This is a genomic window from Stenotrophomonas sp. KH_029 (genome assembly GCF_057839765.1).
In genome coordinates, this window is sequence record NZ_CM174498.1 from 3,423,900 (window position 1) to 3,444,257 (window position 20,358).

Genomic DNA, 20,358 nt, shown 5'->3' on the forward strand with positions numbered 1-20,358 from the left:
CGCCCCCACCTCCGGTGAAACCATGTCCAACGGTACCCTGCTGTACGCCCAGTCAGGCGGCGTCACCGCCGTCATCAATGCCACCGCCTCGGCCGTGATCAGCACCGCCCGGGCCAAGGGAATCAAGGTCTTGGCCGCGCGCAACGGCATCCTCGGCGCGCTGCGCGAGGAGCTGATCGACACCACCCGGGAGTCGGCCGCGGCAATCGCCGCGCTGGCCCATACCCCGGGCGGGGCGTTCGGCTCGTGCCGCTACAAGCTCAAGTCGATCGACGCCGACCGGGCCAAGTACGCGCGCCTGCTGGAGGTGCTGCGGGCCCACGACGTGCGCTGGTTCCTCTACAACGGCGGCAACGATTCGGCCGATACCGCCTGGAAGGTCTCCCAGCTGGCCAAGGCGTTCGACTACGACCTGACCTGCATCGGCGTGCCCAAGACCATCGACAACGACCTGGCGGTGACCGATACCTGCCCGGGTTTCGGCTCGGCGGCCAAGTACACCGCCGTGTCGGTGCGCGAGGCGGCACTGGACGTGGCGGCGATGGCCGAAACCTCGACCAAGGTATTCGTCTATGAGGCGATGGGCCGCCATGCCGGTTGGCTGGCGGCAGCCGCCGGCCTGGCCGGTGAAGGCCCCGACGATGCCCCGCATATCATCCTGCTGCCCGAGCGCGCCTATGACGAGGCCGCGTTCCTGGCCAGGGTCAAGCAGGTGGTCGAGCGGGTCGGCTATTGCGTGGTGGTGGCCTCCGAAGGCATCCAGACCGCCGACGGCCGTTTCATCGCCGACGCCGGCGGCGGCAAGGATTCGTTCGGGCATACCCAGCTGGGCGGGGTGGCCTCGCAGCTGGCCGCGCGGGTCAAGGATGCGCTCGGTTACAAGGTGCATTGGACCATGCCCGACTACCTGCAGCGGTCGGCCCGCCACATCGCGTCCAAAACCGACTGGGAACAGGCCCAGGCGGTGGGCAAGGCCGCGGTGCAGTTCGCGCTGAAGGGCCACAACGCGGTGATGCCGGTGATCGTGCGTACCAGCGACAAGCCCTACCGCTGGAAGATCGAGGCCGCGCCGCTGCACAAGGTGGCCAACCACGAAAAGAAGATGCCGGCCAGCTTCATCGGCAAGGACGGGTTCGGCATCACCGCCAGGGCGCGCGCCTATCTGTCGCCGCTGATCAAGGGCGAGGCGCCGCTGCCGTATGGGGCCGACGGCCTGCCCAAGTACGTCACGCTCAAGAACGTGGCGGTAAAGAAGAAATTGCCGCCGTTCGAGGGCTGATACCGGGGTAGGTCCGAGCCACGCTCGGACACCGCGGCGCCGGAACGTGGCGCGGGAATGAAGTCCGACCATGGGTCGAATCCACCGATGGTGGTCCGGTCGCGGCCGACCGCGGTCGGACCTGCCCGTTGCGCCCTGCCTCGGTTACCGGCAGGGCTTGCCTTCCACCTTCATCTGCGCGGCGAACATCGGCACCTGCGCGATCTTGCCGGCGGCGGCCTGTTTCTTGGCCTCTTCCAGATAGATGCGCGACTGGCCCTGGCCGTCCAGCACCGGCTTCTGCTCCACCGGCATGCGCCAGACCTGCACCACCGCCTGCTGCGCCGGGCAGCCGGCGTTGGGCACGCGGATCACATCGTTGAGCTTCCAGCCCTTGGCGGTGCTGGGCTGGGCCTTGTCGAAATCGACGAAGCGCGCGCGCGCCTGGCACTGTTCGCTGGTGCGCACCACGGCGAACGTGTACGGCTGCGCCGCATCGGCGGTGAACATGCCTTCCAGCCGCGCGCAGGCTTCGGGGATCTGGCGCAGCGTATGCGCCGCGCCCACCGCCTGCGGTGCGCCGACCGCGCGTTTCACCTCGGGGGTCTCGGCTGCGGTGGCGGCCACGGCGGGCAGCAGGGCCAGCCAGAGCAGGTGACGAATGGACATGGCGGGGCTCCAACAGCGGGGAATGGGCCGAGGCTGCCAGCCCATGGCTGAACGGCGCGGCAAAGCCCGCATCCCATCACTGAAAGCAGGTGGTCAAGCCCCCCTGAGTCAGGGGGGGCCGCGTAGCGGCGGGGGTCTGGATGCTGATACGAGGGGGCCCATGGTTTGCGCAGCAAAGCATGGGGCGACAGCGCGTATGCGATGACGCACCCCCCCCCTGAGTCAGGGGGCGGCCGCGTAGCGGCGGGGGTCTGGATGCTGATACGAGGGGGCCCATGGTTTGCGCAGCAAAGCGTGGGGCGACAGCGCGTATGCGATGACGCATCACCGGCACTACCGGTATGCGGGCTGTGCCCGCATACTGCGCCCACCAGGGATTGCTGAACACCGCCACACGCTTGAAGACCGGGCACGGTCTGCACGGGTTGGTTCAAGGTTGCAGCCCGTTGTGCCCCCGCGTGGACAGGTTCATCCGTTCGTCTGGATGCCATTCCATCACCCGGGAGGGGACATGCTGGAACGTTATGGGCTTTCTCTGGCGCTGTTCTGCGCCATTCTCGCGATTCTCTACGGCATCGTGTCGGCACGCTGGATCCTCCGGCAGCCGGCCGGCAATGCCCGCATGCAGGAAATCGCCGCCGCCATCCAGGAAGGCGCGCGCGCCTATCTCAACCGCCAATACCTGACCATCGCCATCGCCGGTGCCGTGCTGTTCGTGCTGGTCGGCATCTTCCTCAACTGGTACACCGCCATCGGTTTTGCGCTAGGGGCGGTGCTGTCCGGCGCGGCCGGCTATATCGGCATGAACGTCTCGGTACGCGCCAACGTGCGTACCGCCGAGGCTGCCCGCCGAGGCCTGGGCGCGGCCATGGACGTGGCTTTCCGCGGCGGCGCGATCACCGGCATGCTAGTGGTCGGGCTGGGCCTGCTCGGCGTGGCCGGCTACTACGCGGTGCTGCTGCGCCTGGGGCTGGATACCGCCCAGGCCCTGCATGCCCTGGTCGGGCTGGCGTTCGGTTCGTCGCTGATCTCGATCTTCGCCCGGTTGGGCGGCGGCATTTTCACCAAGGGCGCCGATGTCGGTGCCGACCTGGTCGGCAAGGTCGAAGCCGGCATTCCCGAGGATGATCCGCGCAACCCGGCGGTGATCGCCGACAACGTCGGCGACAATGTCGGCGACTGCGCCGGCATGGCCGCCGACCTGTTCGAGACCTACGCGGTGACGGTGATCGCCACCATGCTGCTGGGCAGCCTGATGCTCGCCGAGGCCGGGCGCAACGCCATCCTGTACCCGCTGGTGCTGGGCGGGGTGTCGATCATCGCCTCGATCATCGGCGCGCTGTTCGTCAAGGTGAAGCCTGGCGGCTCGATCATGGGCGCGTTGTACAAGGGCGTGATCGTCTCGGCGGTGCTGGCCGCGATCGCGTTCTATCCGATCACCACCCAGTTGATGCCCGACAACCACCATGGCGCGCTGAACCTGTATTTCTGCGCGTTGATCGGGCTGGTGCTGACCGGGCTGATCGTGTGGATCACCGAGTATTACACCGGCACCCAGTACAAGCCGGTGCAGCACGTGGCGCAGGCCTCCACCACCGGGCACGGCACCAACATCATCGCCGGGCTGGGCGTGTCGATGAAATCGACCGCACTGCCGGTGATCGCGGTGTGCGCGGCGATCTGGCTGGCGCACTACTTCGGCGGCCTGTACGGGATTGCCATCGCGGCCACTGCGATGCTGTCGATGGCCGGCATGATCGTGGCGCTGGATGCCTACGGGCCGATCACCGACAACGCCGGCGGCATCGCCGAGATGGCCGAACTGCCGCCAGACATCCGCGCCATCACCGACCCGCTCGATGCAGTGGGCAATACCACCAAGGCGGTGACCAAGGGCTATGCGATCGGCTCGGCGGCACTGGCCGCGCTGGTGCTGTTCGCCGATTACACCCACAACCTGCAGGCGGCCAATCCCGGCCAGACCTTCGCCTTCGACCTGTCCGACCACACGGTGATCATCGGCCTGCTGATCGGCGGTTTGATCCCCTACCTGTTCGGTGCGATGGCGATGGAGGCCGTTGGCCGTGCCGCCGGGGCGGTGGTCGAGGAAGTGCGGCGCCAGTTCCGCGAGATCCCCGGCATCATGCTGGGCACCAGCAAGCCGCAGTACGACCGCGCGGTGGACATGCTGACCCGCTCGGCGATCCGCGAAATGATCGTGCCATCGCTGCTGCCGGTCGCCGTGCCGGTGGTGGTCGGCCTGCTGCTGGGGCCGCGCGCGCTCGGCGGGCTGCTGATCGGCACCATCGTCACTGGCCTGTTCGTGGCGATCTCGATGACCACCGGCGGCGGGGCCTGGGACAACGCCAAAAAGTACATCGAGGACGGCCACTTCGGTGGCAAGGGCAGCGAGGCGCACAAGGCCGCGGTGACCGGCGATACGGTCGGCGATCCCTACAAGGACACCGCCGGGCCGGCGATCAACCCGTTGATCAAGATCATCAACATCGTGGCATTGCTGCTGGTGCCGTTGCTGTAAGCGCCTCCGACGGTGCCGGCCATGGGGCCGGCACCGTCGGGGGCCGTGGTGCCCGGCCAACGGCCGGGCACCGAACCGCGCAGCCCCTCCCCGATCCGGCGATGACGGCCTCCCCTGCCTGCCCCGATAATGGGCCGCCACACCTGTCCGGACACCCCACGATGATCACCACCGAACCGCGCATGACCAATCTGTTCCTGCAACTGGGCCTGGAGGCCTCCGAAGCAGCCATCGCCGGCTTCATCGGCAGCCACCAGCTGCCCACCGAGGTCGCCCTGGTCGATGCGCCGTACTGGAACGATGGCCAGCGCCAGTTCCTGGCCGAGCAGCTCAGATCCGACGCGGACTGGGCCATCATCGTCGATGAACTGGGCGAGGCCCTGCATGCCGACGCCGTCGCGCTGCAGACCCACGCCTGACCCCAACCACAGGGGCCAGCCGTGCCGGTCCCAGGGACTGCAACGACCCGGCAGCGCCCGCAACGGTCCGTGGACCGGCCGCTGGCGATGCCAGCCGGCGCCCGCTACAGGCAATCGGTCAAGCCGTCATAGATGCTGACGGTGGTCCCCGGCAGCGGCACATGCAGTGCCTTGTCCCCCGCCTGCTCCAGGGTATGCAGCAGCAGTTCCAATGAAGTTCCCGCCGCCAGCGGCGTCGGGCAGGTCCAGGTGCGCGCATCCACGTCGATGCCGCCGTTGACCTGGTCCACCCACGCGAAGCTGCCGGTGAACGTCCAGGCGCAGGCCTGCACCCGCCCGGTGGCCACCGCCACCGAACACCGGAACCGCAGCGCCTGCAGATTGCCGTAGTCCCCTTCGCAGAAGGTGTCCCCGCAGATGTAGTCGAAGCCGCGCACCAGTTGCGCTTCCACCGCACGGAACCGCGCCCAGCCTTCGCCAGGCGTGGGGTAATCGCGGGCGTCCGCATAGGCCGGCGCGGCCTGGGCGGGGGCGGTCGCCATGGCGCTCGATACGGCAAGCAGGACAAGCAGCAGCGCAGCGCTGCGGGAGAGGGAAGTACGGAGGGTAGCCATGCGCGTGTGCTCCTGGCAGAAGGAAGAAGCGGGAGCCGGCCTCACGACCGGCCCGGGTTCAATGCAGGCAATCAGACAGGGCTTCATGGATCGACCGCCCCGAACCGGGCAGCGGCGCCAGCAATGGCCGTGGCCCGGCCAGCGTGGCGTGGAACGCCTCCACCGGCGTATCCGGCGCCAGCGGTGCGGCGCAGGCCCAGGTGCGGTTGTCGTCCAGCAGGGCGCCGCTGGAAGGCTCCACCTCCAGGTTGCCACCACCCACCACCAGCACGCAGCCCTGCAGCGTGCCGCTGGCCGCGCGTACCGAACAGCGGAACTGCAGCGCGATCAGGTTGCTGTACTCGCCTTCGCAGTAGGTGTCGGGGCAGATCTCGTCGAAATCGGCGATCAGCCGGTCCTGCAGGTCGTAGAAACGCACCCAGTTGGCCTCCTGGGTGGGGAAATCGATCAGATCGACGAAGGCGGCCGCGCGCGCCGGGGCAGCGGCAGCGGCAGCGGCCAGCAGCAGGGCCAACGCCAGGGTGGACAGCACACGCAGGATCGGGTTCATCGCCATGCTCCAGAAGGGCTGGGACCAGCATCGCGCGCGCACCGGCCATGCACTATCGGCAATCCCGGAACTGCCCGTCAGCCCAGTGCGGACCGGGCCGTCGCCTGCAGCCTGGGCGGCGGGTCGGCAAACCCCCACCCGGGCCCGGTCCGGCAACGGCCGATGACCCGGCGCGGCCGATCCTGCCGCCGGCGCTGCACGGCACGCGGCAAAGGCATAAAATGTCGGACTTTGCGCCCCCTTATCCCCCTCAGCTGGAGCACACCATGGGTCTGGAACTCGTTTCGCCTGGCAAGAACCCGCCGGAAGAAATCAACGTCATCATCGAGATCCCGAAGGACTCGGAGCCGGTGAAGTACGAAGTGGACAAGGAAACCGGCGCGATCTTCGTCGACCGCATCCTGTCCACCCCGATGCGCTACCCCTGCAACTACGGCTACGTGCCGAGCACCCTGTGCGGCGATGGCGACCCGGCCGACGTGCTGGTGGTGCTGCCGCTGCCGCTGGTGCCCGGTTCGGTGGTGCGCTGCCGCCCGGTCGGCGTGCTCAAGATGAGCGATGAGGCCGGCAGCGACGAGAAGATCCTGGCCGTGCCGATCTCCAAAGTGTTCAGCGGCTACGCCCACGTCGAAGACATCGGGCAGGTATCCAGCCACTGGCTGGAGCGCATCGGCCACTTCTTCGAGCACTACAAGGACCTGGAAAAGGGCAAGTGGGTCAAGCTCGACGGCTGGGGCGGCGCGGCCGAAGCCAAGCAGATCCTGGTCGATGCCCACCAGCGCTACCTCGGCAACATCGCCTGAGACTGAACGACATCGCTCTGGCGCAGCCGCGCCAGAGCGATGTGCATCACGTTTTTTGAAGGCGGCACATCACTATTTGCGCCGAATTGGGTACATTGCGTCTTCACATCGTCCACGGTGGGCTTCACCGTGGTCAGACAGGGGACCATGTCGTGCGCATTCTGCTAGTTGGGGACCAGGCCAGCCTCTCGGCTGAGCTGATCGATTTCATTGCCGATCTTGGGGAAGAGTGGCAACCGCTGACCGCTGCCGATGGGCAGTCGGCCATGAGCATCGTCGCGGCCACCGCGGTGGATGCGGTCATCGCCTGCCCGGCCCTGCCCGATCTCAATGCCACCACCCTGCTGGGGCAGATCCGTACGCTGCGCCCGGAAACCATCCGCATCGCGCTGGTCGACGCCGAGCAGGGCAACCGCCCGCCGCCGGCGCGCCTGATCGGCGTGGCGCACCGCTTCCTGCCGCTGCCGCTGGCCCCGGAAGTGCTGCTGGAGGCCCTGACCAGCCTGGAAGAGCTGCGCGAGCTGCTGGACAGCGCGCGCCTGCGCAGCGCGATCGGCCGGATCGAGAAGCTGCCCTCGCCGCCGCACCTGTACCTGAGCCTGACCCAGGCCCTGGAACACGACGACGACACCAATACCGCCGATGTCTCCAAGCTGGTGTCGGCCGACCCGGCCATTGCGGCCAAGGTGCTGCAACTGTCCAACTCGGCATTCTTCAACAGCGGCCGGACCATCTCCGACCTGCGCACCGCGGTAACCCGGCTGGGCCTGTCGACCCTGCGCGACCTGGTGCTGGCCAGCGAAGTGTTCTCCGCCTCGGCGCTGTCCGGTGCCGAGCGCAACTCGCTGCAGCAGCGCGCATTGCTGGCCTCGCGTCTGGCCGCCAAGCTGCTGCCCGACTCCAGCGCCGAGCTGGGCGCCACCGCCGCGCTGCTGGCCGACATCGGCCTGCTGCTGCCGGGCGTGCGCAACGAACGTGGCGAGCCGGCCGATGCCGCCGACGACCGCCCCGGCCATGCCGAGGCCGGTGCCTACCTGCTGGGCCTGTGGGGCCTGCCGATGCCGATCATCGAAGCGGTGGCCTTCCACCTGCAGCCGCAGAAGTCCAACACGCGCAGCTTCTGGGTGACCGGTGCGGTGCACGTTGCGCTGGCGCTGATCAACGGCGACCCGGTCGACGAGGAGTACCTGCAGCGCGCCGGCGTGCTCAACAAGCTGCCGCAGTGGCGCGACCACGCCAACGGGCTGATGGGGCTGGTGGCGGCCGAGGCGTAACCCGGACCGGTGCCGCGCAACGTTGCGACCATGAGAGGCGGGCCCGGGTGGGTCCGCCTTTTTGTTGTCCGCCGGATACGCGGGGCCACTGGTGGCGTCGTGATGACCCCCTAGAACGTCCATCGCGCGCGATTGCCGACCAACAGCAGCAGCAACGGCGTGACAATCACCCTCAGCACGCTCACCGCAAACGCCTCCCGCTCCAGCCCCATGCGCCGGGATACCCGCGAGTAGCCGCGGAACCCGGCAAGCCGCCACATCCAGGCGGCCTTGGCGTAGCACTGTCTGGCGGCCACCACATCAGGTTCGGGATTCGTTTCGTAGTACTCAGCAAGACACAGCACGGTCTCGGCGACCAAAGGGTAGTCCAGGGCGACGTTAAGGAAACGCCGCGCATCCGGATAGCCTCCTTCCCGCTTCATGCTTACTCTTGCCAAGTCAATGAATGCAGCTGAGCAAGGCGAGATCAGACTGACACGTCGATAGTTATCTATCGATTTCTCCAGATCTGGCTCGACCCCCTCGCCCCCAATTTCGTAGACCATGCCACGACAAAGGTAGCCAGAAAGGTGACTGACATCATCTTCATTTTCAAGATACTCATCCGCAATCTTCAGGACTTCCTTTGCGCGCCCCATGGCGAGCAGACAGGTGGCCCTTGCGAATTTATGGTCTTTGGAAGAAATCATGGCCTTGAATCACGATGCCTTTGCTCTTCAGCCCTCTAACCAACTCTTCTCCGACCATCACGCTTCATCGCTTGAAGGGACGGCCGAGCTCCGCCTGCGCAAAACACCCGACCCCTTGCGCAGGACTCGCTTTTTGATTACGGAGCAGAAATCACTTGCGCTCGCCCCAATAAACGGCGACTACCCTTGCCGTGGCCAAAGCACTCTCGCTACCAATTTCAGGACTCCAATCGTCCGGAATTCCATTTAGATCAAAGACAATAAACACGCCACCAACGCTGTCACGAAGCGCCAAGTGCCCGCCCTCCTCCCAGTGAAAGACGAGCTCCATTTCCCTATGATTCTGTCGAATCTTCGAAAAGCGGTCACCGATCCTCACACCTGCAACTGGCAGAGGATGCTGACTGAATCTAACTACATCGACAATTCCACCATAGGGAACCACGGTGGCTGTATATGCTCCTGCCGACACGACATAAGACGTCGCCCCCCCTTCCTCCGTGTACTCGGTGATCGGCCTGACCGCTGCACACTGGCTCCACATGCGCTCCAACGATTCGCCGGGCCGAACGCAGAATTTAATGTCACCAGCATGCACAAGACCAGATGCAAGAGTGCAAGCGAACAGAAGAACTACTCGCCAAATATTCATGGCCTGGCCCTCGCCCAGTCCCGATATAGCTGCGTCCCTTCGCCGACATCCATGTAGTCAACATGCACGCCTGCGGCAGAAGAACTGTATACATTGACCCTTTCAAATCGACCAAACCGATATGCCGCCACGCCGAGATCTCGCTGCGAAATTCCAACAACCTTTATATCCGCAGCTCTACCATTCGTATGCTGACTCGACCTAGCCGCCCTCGGGTTATTATCTCGAATCAAGCCGTCCTGCCTCTCCTGGCTTCTGTAGCCACTGATCACATCTATATCCTTACCACCCAAACTATTACTCAATGCCTGAAGATCATTTCGCACAAAGTCATCCTTCAGCTGGACACCATCCCGAAGCTTTACGTTGGGAGCAGGATCCACCGACATTGCACGAGTCAAGTCCCCGGTGTCCAATCCGCTTCTTGCTGAGGTCCGAAGTGCAGCTACTCCTCCGCCAGAGAATGAATATCGTTTGAATGGATCACCTTCGAACGGATTGTTTGAGCATATCGTTCCAACCCTGCACGCCTGACGGCCATCCGGATCGGTAAACCTGTACGGGCTGTTCCTGGCATACCAGTATCGATTGAAGTTGTCCCCGCTATCCCGGTCTTCCTCTACCGGATCCAAGCTTAGAAAGCGCCCGATCTGCGGATCGTAGTAACGCTGCTGCATGTAGACCAGACCAGTAGTCGCATCCTGCACATGCCCTGTGTAACCTGGCCCGTCCTGCAGCTCCGGGAGCAGCTGCGCACCGTATGGTTCGTACTCGCGACGCTCGATCACCTGGCCGTTGGCATCGGTGATCGCGACGATGGAACCCAGCGCGTCGGTATGGATGTACTTGACCGTTTCCTGCAGCGTGTCTTGCACCGATGCTTGCGCCGCAGCACTGGCGAACAGCAACATCAGGCACGCGAGTGGGGCCTTCCAGCGCGCGTTCATGGCTGCTGCCCTGCTCTGATCGGGATGCCGCCGCCACCGGGGTCGGTGGGCACGATATCCACGCGTTGCGTGACCGGCGCGGACCAGGCCGAGCAGCCGCTGGCATTGCAGGCGCGCACTACATGTCCAGGTGCGCATTGCGCCGAGTACGGCGGCTGATTGTTCAGCCACAGCCCGCCGGCGGAGGCGTTCGGGCCGTCGTACTGCTGCTGGTAGAGCTGCCCATTGGCGTGGGCGTACAACTGGTAGCGGTCCGCGTATGGAATGGGGGTCCAGCTCACCTGGCAGGCGATCTTGATCGGGGGATGGCTGGTTTGCAGCTTGGTCGACAACGTGATGGCCGGCACATCCGGAATCCGCAGCACCTGCACGAGGGCCTGGCTGGAGTACGGACCGCAGCCGGCCCGGTTGCAGCCGCGCACACTGTAGCCCCAGGTACCAGAGCTTCTTCCGGCGACCGCCTTGGTGCGCTCGCCCCCCTCATGGATCAGGTTGGCGGCTCCGTCGCGGTGTTCCTGCAACTGGTAGTAGGTCACATGCGCCAGCGCGTCCCACGCCACCTCGAAACTCCCCGTTGTGTTGCTGGATGGAACACTCAGGGCTGGAGCAATGGGGGGTGGAACGGTGACTGCCACCGCATGCGCTGCCGATGGCGCACTGCAGCCGACGTTGTTGCAGGCCAGGGCCCGATACTGGTAGGTGCCGGTCTGGCGACCGCTGAGGGTGATCTGGGTCGTGGCGTCGTTGTGCACCTGCGTCCAGCTGCCACCGTTGAAGGCTTCTTCCAACTGATAGCTGGCGGCGCCTGTGCTGGCGACCCACTGCAGCGTGATGCTGCCGGTCAGGCTTTCCGCCGGGCCGGTCAAGCCATCCGGAATCGGCGGCGGGTAGATCACCTGCAGCGCGTTGTCGCCCTCCAGGTATGTGCTACAGCCATAGGGGTTGCAGGCCATGACGCGGTAGCGATACGTGCCGGCCGGCTTGCCAGTGAAGGTATGCTCCAGCGCGGAGCCGTCGTACTGGCCGGTCCATGCAGTGCCGGCACCGGCTTCCTGCAGCACATAGCGGGTGGGGCCGGTCTCGCGCGGCATCGGGGGCTGCCAGCGTATCCGGTAGTTGCCGCTGACTCCGATTGCCGGTACGTCGATAGCCGACGGTGGGCTTGGCGGGCGTCCGACGAAGATGGCGGCGGTTGCACTCCAATGGCCGCAGCCTGCGGCATTGCAGCTGCGGACCCGGTAGCTGTAATGCCCCTGCGGCTTGCCGCTTGCCGCGTACTCCCGCCCGCTGCCGGAAAAGACCGTCTGCCAGGGCGTATCCGCGTCAGATTCCTGCAGTTCATAGCTGGCCGCACCGGTGACCGCGCTCCATTGGACGCTGTAACGGCCATCGGTGCTGTAACCGGGCAGCGTAAGCGTGGGGGCTGCAGCCACGATCAGGCCTTCGACCTGGGCGACCTGGCTGCCATTGAGCAGGATGTAGTCGATGGACCGGGCCTGACGCGTGTCGTGCTGGGTGCGCAGCACCCCGTCCTGCCCGTACATGGAAGTGATGCTGCCGAGTGTGGGATGGTCGGCCTGGATACGGCGCCCGTGGCCGTCGTAGCGGTAGCGCTCCTGATCCACCGCTTCGCGCAGCCGATTGCCTGCGTCGAACCGGTAGGCCTGCCCATTTTTGCTGGCCAGATTGCCCTGATCGTCGTAGTCCAGGCCGACCACGGTGGCCCCGTCATCGGCCTGCATGATATTGGTCAGGCGGTTGCGCGCGTCGTAGTAATAGGCGTGGTCGCGGCCTGCAATCTGGACCGCCTGCAGATTGTCCAGCGCGTCATAGCGGTAGCGCGCCGTGTCGAACATCGGCGAGGTGGTGGCGGTCAGCCGGTCCAGACCGTCGTAGTGCATGTCCCGATTGCCGCGGTTGCCGGGCAGGCCGTCGCTGATGGCGGCCACATTGCCATTGCCGTCATAATCGTAGCTGTCATCCAGCACCGCCTCGCCGCCGGCATCGCGACTGCGCTCGGGCAAGCCGCGCGCGTTCTGCTGCAGGGTATGCACCACGCCATTGCCGTAGGTGAAGCGCGCCATGGCACCGTTGGGGAAATAGCGCACGTCGGTGGCGAAGGCGCCGGCCCGGGTTGGCTGTCCCAGCGCATTGGGCGCGTAATCGATGCGGCGCCCCGAGGGATAGACGTGCTCGGCCAGTCCACCGGTGGCGGTGTAGCCATAGCCGACGGCCCAGCTCGCGCCGTCGGCCTGCGCCACGCTTTCGCCGGTCAGCATGCGGCGCTTGTTGTAGCCGTAGGTGTTGGTGACCGCAATGGCGTCGTTGTGGGTGGTGATGGCCTGGACCTGCCCATCTGGCCAGTAGCTCCACTGCTGGTCGCCGTTGCCATCCGGAAACAGCATGGCGACCAGCCGATTGCGGGCATCGTAGCGCCGCTGTACCGCACGGCCCGAGCCGGCCGCCTGCGCGGTATTGCATTGCGCCGGATCGGTCAGGCTCAGCCCGGCCGCCAACCAGAGCGTGTTTCCGGATGCGTCGTAGTCCATCACGGTGGCCGCGCTCTCCGGCTCGATGCTCTTGCACAGCCGCCGATACTGGTCATAGACGTAGTGCCGGGTCACCGCCACGGTGCTGTCGGCATTGCGGCGACGCATCGAAACCGGGAGGCCAAAGGGATCGCGGACGATATCGGTGAAGCTGCCCTCCGGATGAGCTATGGAAACCGGCCACTCCGTGCCGGGCTGGTCGTAGGCCTGGTAGGCCGTGGTGGTCGTCTGGCCTCGCGGATCTGTGCTCCGCTGCCGGAAACCTGCCAGGTACTCGGTGGTGGTGACCAGCGGTCCCAGTTCGCTGTCCTGCTCCTGCCGCGTCACCCGGCCCAAGGTATCGAAAGCCGTGCGCGTACCGCCGACCGCATCGGCATGCGAACCCAGCCCACGCAATGGATAGGACTGGAACACCTTGCGCCCGAGCAGGTCGTAACGATGCACGGTCTGGCTCACGGTACCGCCCGGATCGGCGGCGTCGAAGCGTTCCTCGACCACCGGCCGCCAGAATGCATCGAAGTAGGTGACCTGGCGGCCGCTACCGGTGCTGACCGTCTGCTGCCAGTGGCCGGCAGGCAGGCCGTACCCCGCTGCTGCGGACCGGCTGAAATGGGACAGCGTCGGCTGCCAGGCGCCGCTGTCGTTGTCCGGATAATCGATGCGGGTCAGGCGTCCGGCCGGATCATAGTCGTAGCCGGTGGCATAACCGTTTTCGTCGGTCACTGTGCGAATCCAGCCATGATCGTCCACGCTTGCAGCCTGCACGCTGCCGTCGGCATGCCGGATCGACTGCGGGACACCGCGCTTCCACGCCGACAGCGTGGTGACATTGCCATTGCCGTCCTGCACGGTGGCCACGGTGCCGTCCGCGTTGTAGCCCAAGGTCTGCTGCAACAAGCCAAACCGGTACTGCCGCCAGGGCCGGTCGGCTGTGTCGTAGTAGGTCTGCGCGACCTGCACTGCCGGGGATGGATCAGTCTGGGTCAGCGTGCGGACCTGGCCCAACACCCACCTTGCCGTGTTGTCGTGATAGGTGGTGGCCTCGCCACGCAGGTAGCGACCATAGTCCAGGCTGCTGGCCTTGGTGACCTGAAGTGGGCGGGCCAGTGCATCGAAAGCGGTCACCGTGCGCTGGAAGCTGACGCCATCTTGCTGGATGGTGGTTTGTTTTGCCGGGCGCAGTCGCACCGCCATCGGGTCGTCGGGACCGTAGTAGCTGGTGCCATAGATATCCGGGAAGGGCTGCGCCGGCGCGTCTTCGTTGCTGACGTAGGTGGTCGCCTCGGAACGAAGCACGCTGCCGTCGGCAGTCAGGGTGCGCGATTCCAGCAATTTTCCGTCATTGACGCCATAACGGATGCCAAACACCTGTTCGATGATCGAGCCGTCGGGCTGCCAGATGCGGGTGGTCTTGCGATCAGGGCATTGGTCGCCGTGGCGGCACTGCGGGCCATTGGATCCGTACGACCATGTCTGCTCAGGCACACCAGGGCCGGAAAGGGTCTTGTCGTGAATCGAGTAGAGGTCGAAATAGTCCGGGGTCTGCAGGGTGTACTCGAACAGCGGCGAGAACGGGATCGACCTGCCAATGCAACTGCCGCTCGGCACACCAGTGCGGTGCTTTCGATGGTATCCAAAGCGGAAGCGCCCGGTTGCGCCCGAGGGATGCGTCGCGGTGAATGTGAAGCGATCTTCTGCCGGAAACGGCTCCGGACAGGTACGGTCGTTGACGGTGTTGATGTCCAACTGGTGATATTCAGGACCGAGCATGCCCGGACAGCCCATGCCCACTCCGGTGCAGCCGTCGGTGTCTTCGTACCCGTACTGCCAGGCGGAGCCATCCGGGCGCGTGACCCTGGTCAACAGGTGATTCTGCAGGTTCAGGCCGAACTTGATCGGCGTGTACGCGTAGCGCCAGGTCCGCCCATGTGCGGTCACCTGGGTGATAGTGTTGCCGCTGTAGCTCAGGTCGATACGCCGCCCGTCGCTGGCTTCGATGGTGGCCAGCTGGTCGCCGCTGTAGTGATAGTTGACCCAGTTGCCATGGCGGTCTTCGACCCGGCTGGCCATCAGAAACACCTGGGTACGCCCACGGGTGCGGAGGTTGGCCCCGATCGACGTCACCAAATATTTGGACAGCATGCCGCCACGACGCTCGCGACCGGCATTGAGGGTGTAGCGCGTTCCATCGGAGGTGACCACCACGAAGCCCTCGCCGGGGTAGCCGTTGGTGGTACCCGTTACGCAGGTCACGCTGGTGAAGTCCTGCGCGACATACGGATAGCTGGCCCCATCGGTGGGGCGATGGGGATTACGGGAGTCGGCCCTCAACAGATCCCGGTCGCCCATGCCGGGCAGATGGATGCGGATTCCCGAGTAGAAGTCGCCAATGTCGAACGGTGGATAGGGTATCGGCGGGTACCAGCTGCCGGTGCAACGACGAGGGTTGGGAACGGCGGTGTTCCACTCGCTCCATTTCACCTGTCCGTCGAAGTTGCCGTAGATATAAGGGATATCCAGATCCCACACCCCGAATCCGCCGAAATTCTCCAGGTCGGTACGAGGCTCGATCTTGAAGCGACGCTTTACCTGGACCGGCAGCGCGTTATTGCCGGGTAGATCGACGTCGACGATGGAGAATTCCGTCGCACCGTTGTACTGGCTTATGGAATCGCCGAACAGGTCGGAGGTCAGCGGCGCGACTTCCTGCGCTGATCGGATTTTCTTTGCGTGTTCTTGATAGGGCATCAATGGCGTCAATCCCTGCGCAACAACCGCAGGACTCACCGCCAGCAAGGCACTCCACAACATCCACCAACGCCATGCAGACACCCTGCCCACCCCACCCTCGCTGCGGCGGCATGACATCTTGCTGCGATCGCCATCCATTCCAAGCCCCCACGCTGGACGCACCGGCCACGCCGTTGCCTGAGTTGCACGCTAGCAATCAGGTGGCGGTGATCGCATCGGAAGACGCCGCATTGGGATGAAAGATTTTTTGGATTTTATCTACGGAAAAATCTGAAGTTGATGTCGGACTTTTAAGTTGGCTGCAACCTCAAGAATCCCAACAGACAAACAGCGTCACGCAGCGTCGCCATCAACTCTTTTCATGCTGTTGTGCTGGTTTGAGTCGCTAGCGGCAGGGCCTTCATAGCCGCTGCCGGTTGCCGTTGGCACGGGCTGCGGCGGGTAGCCAGAACGGGACGTTCTTCACCCATTTGCCTGGCTGCGGCAGATCAGCGGTGGTGGGGATGGTGGAAGTGCAACAGCAGCCGGGCAGAACCCGGCATTGCGTGCAATGGCAATGGCCGTGGCAACCGCAAAGGCAAGAGCATCCGGCCAGCGGCCGGCACTACCGGCTGGCGCGCACGCGGGCTTTGATCTGCTGTGGTCCAGCAATCGGCGAAGCGCCAAAAGAAAGAGGGCGGACCTTGCGGTCCGCCCTCCTTGGTATTGCTGCAACACTTCGATCGATCAGAAGCGCTGGGTGTACTTCATGTACAGGAAGCGGCCGATATCGAAGCCACCGTAGTAGGCGAAGCTCGAGTTCGGCGCCGAGTACATCAGCGGGCCCTTGTGGTCGAACACATTGTTCGCGCCCAGGGCGATGGTGGCGTCCCACGGCGCCTTCCAGCTGACCTGCAGGTCATGGAAGGTGTTGGAGCCGGTCTTGCGCAGCGGGGCCGCTTCGCCATTGGCGTAACGATCCGGGTCGGTGCAGCCGATCGAGATGCACGATTCGCTCAGGCCCGAGTAGTAACGCGCGGTGTAGTTGACACCGAAGTCACCCATCGCCCAGTTGACGCCCAGGTTCGAACGCACGCGGAACAGCGTGGTGTCGCCCGACTGGCCGACCTTGCCAACCATGATTTCGTCGCCGGCACTGTTCTGATTGGCTTCGTCGTACTTGGACAGATAGCTGGTCTGCCAGTCGATGCTGAACTGACCGATCGCCAGTTCCGGCAGGCGGTACTTGATGCCCAGGTCGTAACCTTCGGTAATCATCTTGCCGAGGTTGGCGGTACCGTAGGTGACGGCGCTGACGTGACCATCGTTGGCACGCACGACGTTTTCGCAACGTGCGCTGTTGCCCAGCACGTAGCAGTCACGCAGGATACGGTCGACGCTGTCTTCGATGATCATGTCGCTGATCTCGTAGCGGTACCAATCCAGCGAGACGTCAAGGCCCTGCACCCAACGCGGGCTCCAGACCAGACCGACGGTCTTGCTCTTGGAGGTTTCCGGCTTCAGGTTCGGGTTGGCACCCGAGATGAACTGGTCACCGGACTGGCACGGCAGGGTCGAGCAGACCTTGTTGCCCTGGCCGATCTGCACGTAGTCGGCCGGAACGCCAGCAGTCGAGCACGGGCCGTTGCCGGCAACGCTGCCCGGCGCGGTAGCACCGCACGGGTCGATGTACGACTCGAAGCTCGAGCTCAGGCCACCGTACAGGTCGCTGATGGTCGGAGCGCGGAAGCCCTCGGCGTAGGTGCCGCGGACCAGCAGCTCGTCCATCGGACGCCAGGTCAGGCCGAACTTGCTGTTGGTGGTGCCGCCGAAGTTGCTGTAATCCGAATAGCGGCTGGCCACGTTCAGGGTCAGTTCCTTGGCGAACGCCATGTCCGCCAGGATCGGCACGTTCAGCTCGAGGTAGACCTCGTTCAGATCGTACTCGCCGCGGGTCGGCTTCTGGCCCAGGCCGGTCGACTGACCGGACTGCGCGAAGGCGTCCGGCGTGTAGCTGCCTTCTTCCTTGCGGTGCTCAACGCCCATGGCAAAGCCCAGGTCACCGGCCGGCAGGGTCACGATCGAGCCCGACAGGTTGGCGGTGAAGCTGGTGGTCTTGGTCAGGCCACGGGTGGTGAAGGTCGGGAACAGGAAGTCCTGCAGCTCCTGGTCGGCCAGCGAACCCTGGCCCGAGACGCCGTACGGCAGCAGCGGGTTCCACGGACGGCAGTCGCCCAGGATCGGATTGGCTGCGGTGCCGCAACGGGCCACGCCACCAGCGTCGATGTACGACGGGCCGAGCGCCTGACGCGAACCGATCAGGCTCATGTCACCGCGCTGGGTCTTGATCGACTCATTGCGGTTCCACAGGGCGCCAACGTCCCAATCGAAGGTCTTGTCAGCCACTTCGAAGAAGCCGCTGATGGTCGGCGCGAAGCGCAGGGTCTTCAGCTGGCTGTCGGTGGTGCGCGGCACTTCCCACAGGCGACGACGGAAGCTGACGTCCTGACCAACCGGATTGAACGCGCTCGAACCGGACAGCGGGGTGTTGATGTTGGACGCGTTGGACTGGTACGGGTAGCCGGAGATCTGCTGGAACGTCTGACGCTCGTTGTAGAGCAGGTCGGTGTTCAGGCTGATCGAATCGGTGAAGTCGTAGGTACCATTGATGTACACCGACTTGCGCTCGACACCGGTCAGCAGGGTCATCTGCTGGTTGGCGTTGGCGTACTCGTCAGGGGTCAGCTCATGGTAGTCATTGGGGTTGTTCGGATTGCCGCCCGGATTAAGGGTCTGGTACACCGCCGTCTTGGAGGTGCGTGCGCAATCGAACAGCAGCGGGTTGCACCAGCTGCCGTTGTGGCTGACCGGGCTCCAGTCGTCGCTGGTGGAGTTCGGACCCAGCGCGCCGTCACGGCTGTACCAGCGGTCCTTGGCCCACACCGGATCCTGCTTGGAGTATTCGGCCGACAGGGTCAGGCTGCCGCGCTCGCCCTTGGCGCCGAGGGTCATCGAGTACTGCTGCTCGTCACCGTCGCCGTTGCCGTACTGGCCAACGCGGACGCTGGCTTCGCCACCGTCGATGTTCTTGCGGGTGATCACGTTGACCACGCCGGCGATGGCGTCCGAACCGTAGATCGAGGACGCGCCGTCCTTCAGGATCTCGATGCGCTCGACAGCCGACATCGGGATCTGGCTCAGATCCTGCAGGCCGGAGGTGGAGGCACCCAGGCGCTTGCCGTTCATCAGCACCAGGGTGCGCTGGGCGCCCAGGTTGCGGATGTCGACGTAGTAGCCGCCCACGTTCTCGCCCGAAGCCAGCGACTCCGAACGCGAGATGGCCGGGGAACCGGCCGAGGTGAGGTTGTTCAGCACGTCAGCGACGTTCGAGAAACCCTGCTTTTCCAGGGATTCGCGGGTCATCGTCAGGATCGGCTGCTGGGTTTCCATGTTGGCGCCGCGGATACGCGAGCCGGTGACCGAGATGCGATCCAGGTCAGTGGTGCCAGAGGCAGCTTCCTGCGCCGAGACAAAGCTCGGCGCCAGCGCCAGGGCGATGCCGGCGGGCAGGAGGCCCAGCCGCACGGCAGGAGTACGAAAATTCATTTATCTCTCCGAGGTACGTTAGTAGCGTGTTAAACCGCCTCGGAAAGTTACGATTGCGTTGCAGTTAATTATTTGCGGGAAGCCACCGAAGGCTTTGCCGACTTTGGCGGGAGCATTCCAGCGGTCTGGCGGAAGCCTGACGCAGACTGCCCGTAACGGGCCCGAAACGCCCGTGCAAAGCTGCAGCAGTTGTCAAATCCACTCGCAGCGGCTACTTCGCCGATCATCATGTCGGTGTCACGCAGCAGGTCGGCCGCGCGCTCCAGGCGCAGCCGCGCCGACAACGACTGCGGGCTTTCTTCATACAGGCTCTGGAAGGTTTTGGACAGGTACCAGCTGGAGAAGTTGGTCAGCTCGGCCAGTTCGCCGATGCGCACCACGCGGTGGCTGTTGCCTTCCAGGTACAGGCGCGCACGCTGCATGCGGCCGAACACCTGGCGCTTGCGCACCCGCGAACGGCCCGGGCAACGCTGCACGCCGATGGCCATCCCGTGCTGCAGCGAGGCCAGGTGCAGCAGCACCGGGCGCAGCGCCTGCGCCGGCTGGCCGCTGGCCAGGGCATCGCGCCACAACCGCAACGCCACCCGCACTTCGCCGCGGCTCATGCTGCCGCGGCCGGCATACAGGCTGCTGTCGACCAGTTCGCCCAGCGCGCGCAGGGCTTCGGGGGTCAGGCTCAGGCCGATGCACAGGCCATCGCGGCCGGCCTGGATCATCGGCCTGGATTCCTTCTCGAAGGCGATCCATTCGCGCTGGCGCAGGCGGAAGCGGCCTTCCTTGGATTCCACCCAGGCGCTGCCACGCAGCTGCATCCACACGGTGAAGGTGCTGCCGGCGGTCTGCAGGCTGCCGAGCCGGGCCACGCCCAGGCAGGTGGGCAGTGGTCCGTCGTCGACGATCTTGTCCAGGGAGAGCGATTGACCGCGATCGGCCAGGGAGAGCTGACGCATGACTGCACCGTGTGTTTGCCGTTGCTGGGCAAACGTTTTGCCAAATCGGGCGAGCCGGGTCAGGAATTACCTACGAGATTCCTCCGAATTCGACACGAGGCCGGTACGA

Annotated in this window: 14 protein-coding genes; 5 read left to right on the forward strand and 9 right to left on the reverse strand. The window is 65.0% G+C overall.

The window, feature by feature from the left end; genetic code table 11:
* Positions 1-22: 22 nt before the first annotated feature.
* Positions 23-1,279, forward strand: a complete 1,257-nt coding sequence (locus AC3ITM_RS15380) for a 6-phosphofructokinase (protein ID WP_489266223.1) — start codon at positions 23-25, stop codon at positions 1,277-1,279.
* A gap of 144 nt (positions 1,280-1,423) precedes the next feature.
* On the opposite strand, the gene AC3ITM_RS15385 is transcribed toward AC3ITM_RS15380, so the two are convergent.
* Complete coding sequence (locus AC3ITM_RS15385) at positions 1,424-1,927, reverse strand: hypothetical protein (RefSeq protein WP_489266225.1); 504 nt, start codon at positions 1,925-1,927, stop codon at positions 1,424-1,426.
* Between the two features lie 511 nt (positions 1,928-2,438).
* Here AC3ITM_RS15385 and AC3ITM_RS15390 point away from each other — a divergent pair.
* Positions 2,439-4,466, forward strand: a complete 2,028-nt coding sequence (locus tag AC3ITM_RS15390) for a sodium-translocating pyrophosphatase (protein WP_489266227.1) — start codon at positions 2,439-2,441, stop codon at positions 4,464-4,466.
* Positions 4,467-4,627: 161 nt separating this feature from the next.
* Positions 4,628-4,885, forward strand: a complete 258-nt coding sequence (locus AC3ITM_RS15395; RefSeq protein ID WP_489266229.1) for a DUF2789 domain-containing protein — start codon at positions 4,628-4,630, stop codon at positions 4,883-4,885.
* 104 nt (positions 4,886-4,989) lie between these two features.
* On the opposite strand, the gene AC3ITM_RS15400 is transcribed toward AC3ITM_RS15395, so the two are convergent.
* Together AC3ITM_RS15400 and AC3ITM_RS15405 are read right to left on the reverse strand one after the other, a co-directional pair.
* Positions 4,990-5,499: a hypothetical protein gene (locus tag AC3ITM_RS15400; RefSeq protein ID WP_489266231.1), complete on the reverse strand. Its 510-nt coding sequence runs from the start codon at positions 5,497-5,499 to the stop codon at positions 4,990-4,992.
* Between the two features lie 58 nt (positions 5,500-5,557).
* A complete protein-coding gene (locus AC3ITM_RS15405) occupies positions 5,558-6,049 on the reverse strand; it encodes a hypothetical protein (protein ID WP_489266233.1) in 492 nt (163 codons plus the stop codon).
* 266 nt (positions 6,050-6,315) lie between these two features.
* On the opposite strand from AC3ITM_RS15405, the gene ppa reads away from it, so the two are divergent.
* Together ppa and AC3ITM_RS15415 are read left to right on the forward strand one after the other, a co-directional pair.
* Entirely contained in the window at positions 6,316-6,852 is a 537-nt protein-coding gene (ppa, locus tag AC3ITM_RS15410; RefSeq protein ID WP_228887304.1) for an inorganic diphosphatase, read from the forward strand.
* Between the two features lie 152 nt (positions 6,853-7,004).
* A complete protein-coding gene (locus AC3ITM_RS15415) occupies positions 7,005-8,126 on the forward strand; it encodes an HDOD domain-containing protein (protein ID WP_489266235.1) in 1,122 nt (373 codons plus the stop codon).
* Positions 8,127-8,236: 110 nt separating this feature from the next.
* Here AC3ITM_RS15415 and AC3ITM_RS15420 read toward each other — a convergent pair whose 3' ends face one another.
* From AC3ITM_RS15420 to AC3ITM_RS15445, 6 genes are all read right to left on the reverse strand, one after another.
* The gene (locus tag AC3ITM_RS15420) at positions 8,237-8,815 is read right to left on the reverse strand and encodes a tetratricopeptide repeat protein (RefSeq protein WP_489266237.1); all 579 of its coding nucleotides are present in this window, start codon (positions 8,813-8,815) and stop codon (positions 8,237-8,239) included.
* 151 nt (positions 8,816-8,966) lie between these two features.
* Positions 8,967-9,467 (reverse strand): hypothetical protein, encoded by a 501-nt coding sequence (locus AC3ITM_RS15425; RefSeq protein WP_489266239.1) that lies wholly within the window; start codon positions 9,465-9,467, stop codon positions 8,967-8,969.
* Positions 9,464-10,378 carry an RHS repeat-associated core domain-containing protein gene (locus tag AC3ITM_RS15430; RefSeq protein WP_489266241.1) on the reverse strand — a complete coding sequence of 305 codons (915 nt, stop codon included), beginning with the start codon at positions 10,376-10,378 and terminating at the stop codon, positions 9,464-9,466. The genes AC3ITM_RS15425 and AC3ITM_RS15430 overlap by 4 nt, the downstream gene beginning before the upstream one ends.
* Positions 10,379-10,410: 32 nt before the next feature.
* Positions 10,411-15,774, reverse strand: coding sequence for an RHS repeat protein (locus AC3ITM_RS15435; protein ID WP_489266243.1), 5,364 nt, complete (start codon positions 15,772-15,774; stop codon positions 10,411-10,413).
* A gap of 666 nt (positions 15,775-16,440) precedes the next feature.
* Positions 16,441-19,299, reverse strand: coding sequence for a TonB-dependent receptor plug domain-containing protein (locus AC3ITM_RS15440; RefSeq protein WP_489266245.1), 2,859 nt, complete (start codon positions 19,297-19,299; stop codon positions 16,441-16,443).
* A gap of 68 nt (positions 19,300-19,367) precedes the next feature.
* A complete protein-coding gene (locus AC3ITM_RS15445; RefSeq protein ID WP_489266247.1) occupies positions 19,368-20,249 on the reverse strand; it encodes a helix-turn-helix transcriptional regulator in 882 nt (293 codons plus the stop codon).
* Positions 20,250-20,358 lie beyond the last annotated feature (109 nt).

Coding starts and splice junctions, on each gene's coding strand:
- AC3ITM_RS15380 (WP_489266223.1), top strand. CDS start 23: ATGTCCAACGGTACCCTGCTGTACGCCCAGTCAGGCGGCGTCACCGCC.
- AC3ITM_RS15385 (WP_489266225.1), bottom strand. CDS start 1,927: ATGTCCATTCGTCACCTGCTCTGGCTGGCCCTGCTGCCCGCCGTGGCC.
- AC3ITM_RS15390 (WP_489266227.1), top strand. CDS start 2,439: ATGCTGGAACGTTATGGGCTTTCTCTGGCGCTGTTCTGCGCCATTCTC.
- AC3ITM_RS15395 (WP_489266229.1), top strand. CDS start 4,628: ATGATCACCACCGAACCGCGCATGACCAATCTGTTCCTGCAACTGGGC.
- AC3ITM_RS15400 (WP_489266231.1), bottom strand. CDS start 5,499: ATGGCTACCCTCCGTACTTCCCTCTCCCGCAGCGCTGCGCTGCTGCTT.
- AC3ITM_RS15405 (WP_489266233.1), bottom strand. CDS start 6,049: ATGAACCCGATCCTGCGTGTGCTGTCCACCCTGGCGTTGGCCCTGCTG.
- ppa (WP_228887304.1), top strand. CDS start 6,316: ATGGGTCTGGAACTCGTTTCGCCTGGCAAGAACCCGCCGGAAGAAATC.
- AC3ITM_RS15420 (WP_489266237.1), bottom strand. CDS start 8,815: ATGATTTCTTCCAAAGACCATAAATTCGCAAGGGCCACCTGTCTGCTC.
- AC3ITM_RS15425 (WP_489266239.1), bottom strand. CDS start 9,467: ATGAATATTTGGCGAGTAGTTCTTCTGTTCGCTTGCACTCTTGCATCT.
- AC3ITM_RS15430 (WP_489266241.1), bottom strand. CDS start 10,378: ATGTTGCTGTTCGCCAGTGCTGCGGCGCAAGCATCGGTGCAAGACACG.
- AC3ITM_RS15435 (WP_489266243.1), bottom strand. CDS start 15,774: ATGTTGTGGAGTGCCTTGCTGGCGGTGAGTCCTGCGGTTGTTGCGCAG.
- AC3ITM_RS15440 (WP_489266245.1), bottom strand. CDS start 19,299: ATGAATTTTCGTACTCCTGCCGTGCGGCTGGGCCTCCTGCCCGCCGGC.
- AC3ITM_RS15445 (WP_489266247.1), bottom strand. CDS start 20,249: ATGCGTCAGCTCTCCCTGGCCGATCGCGGTCAATCGCTCTCCCTGGAC.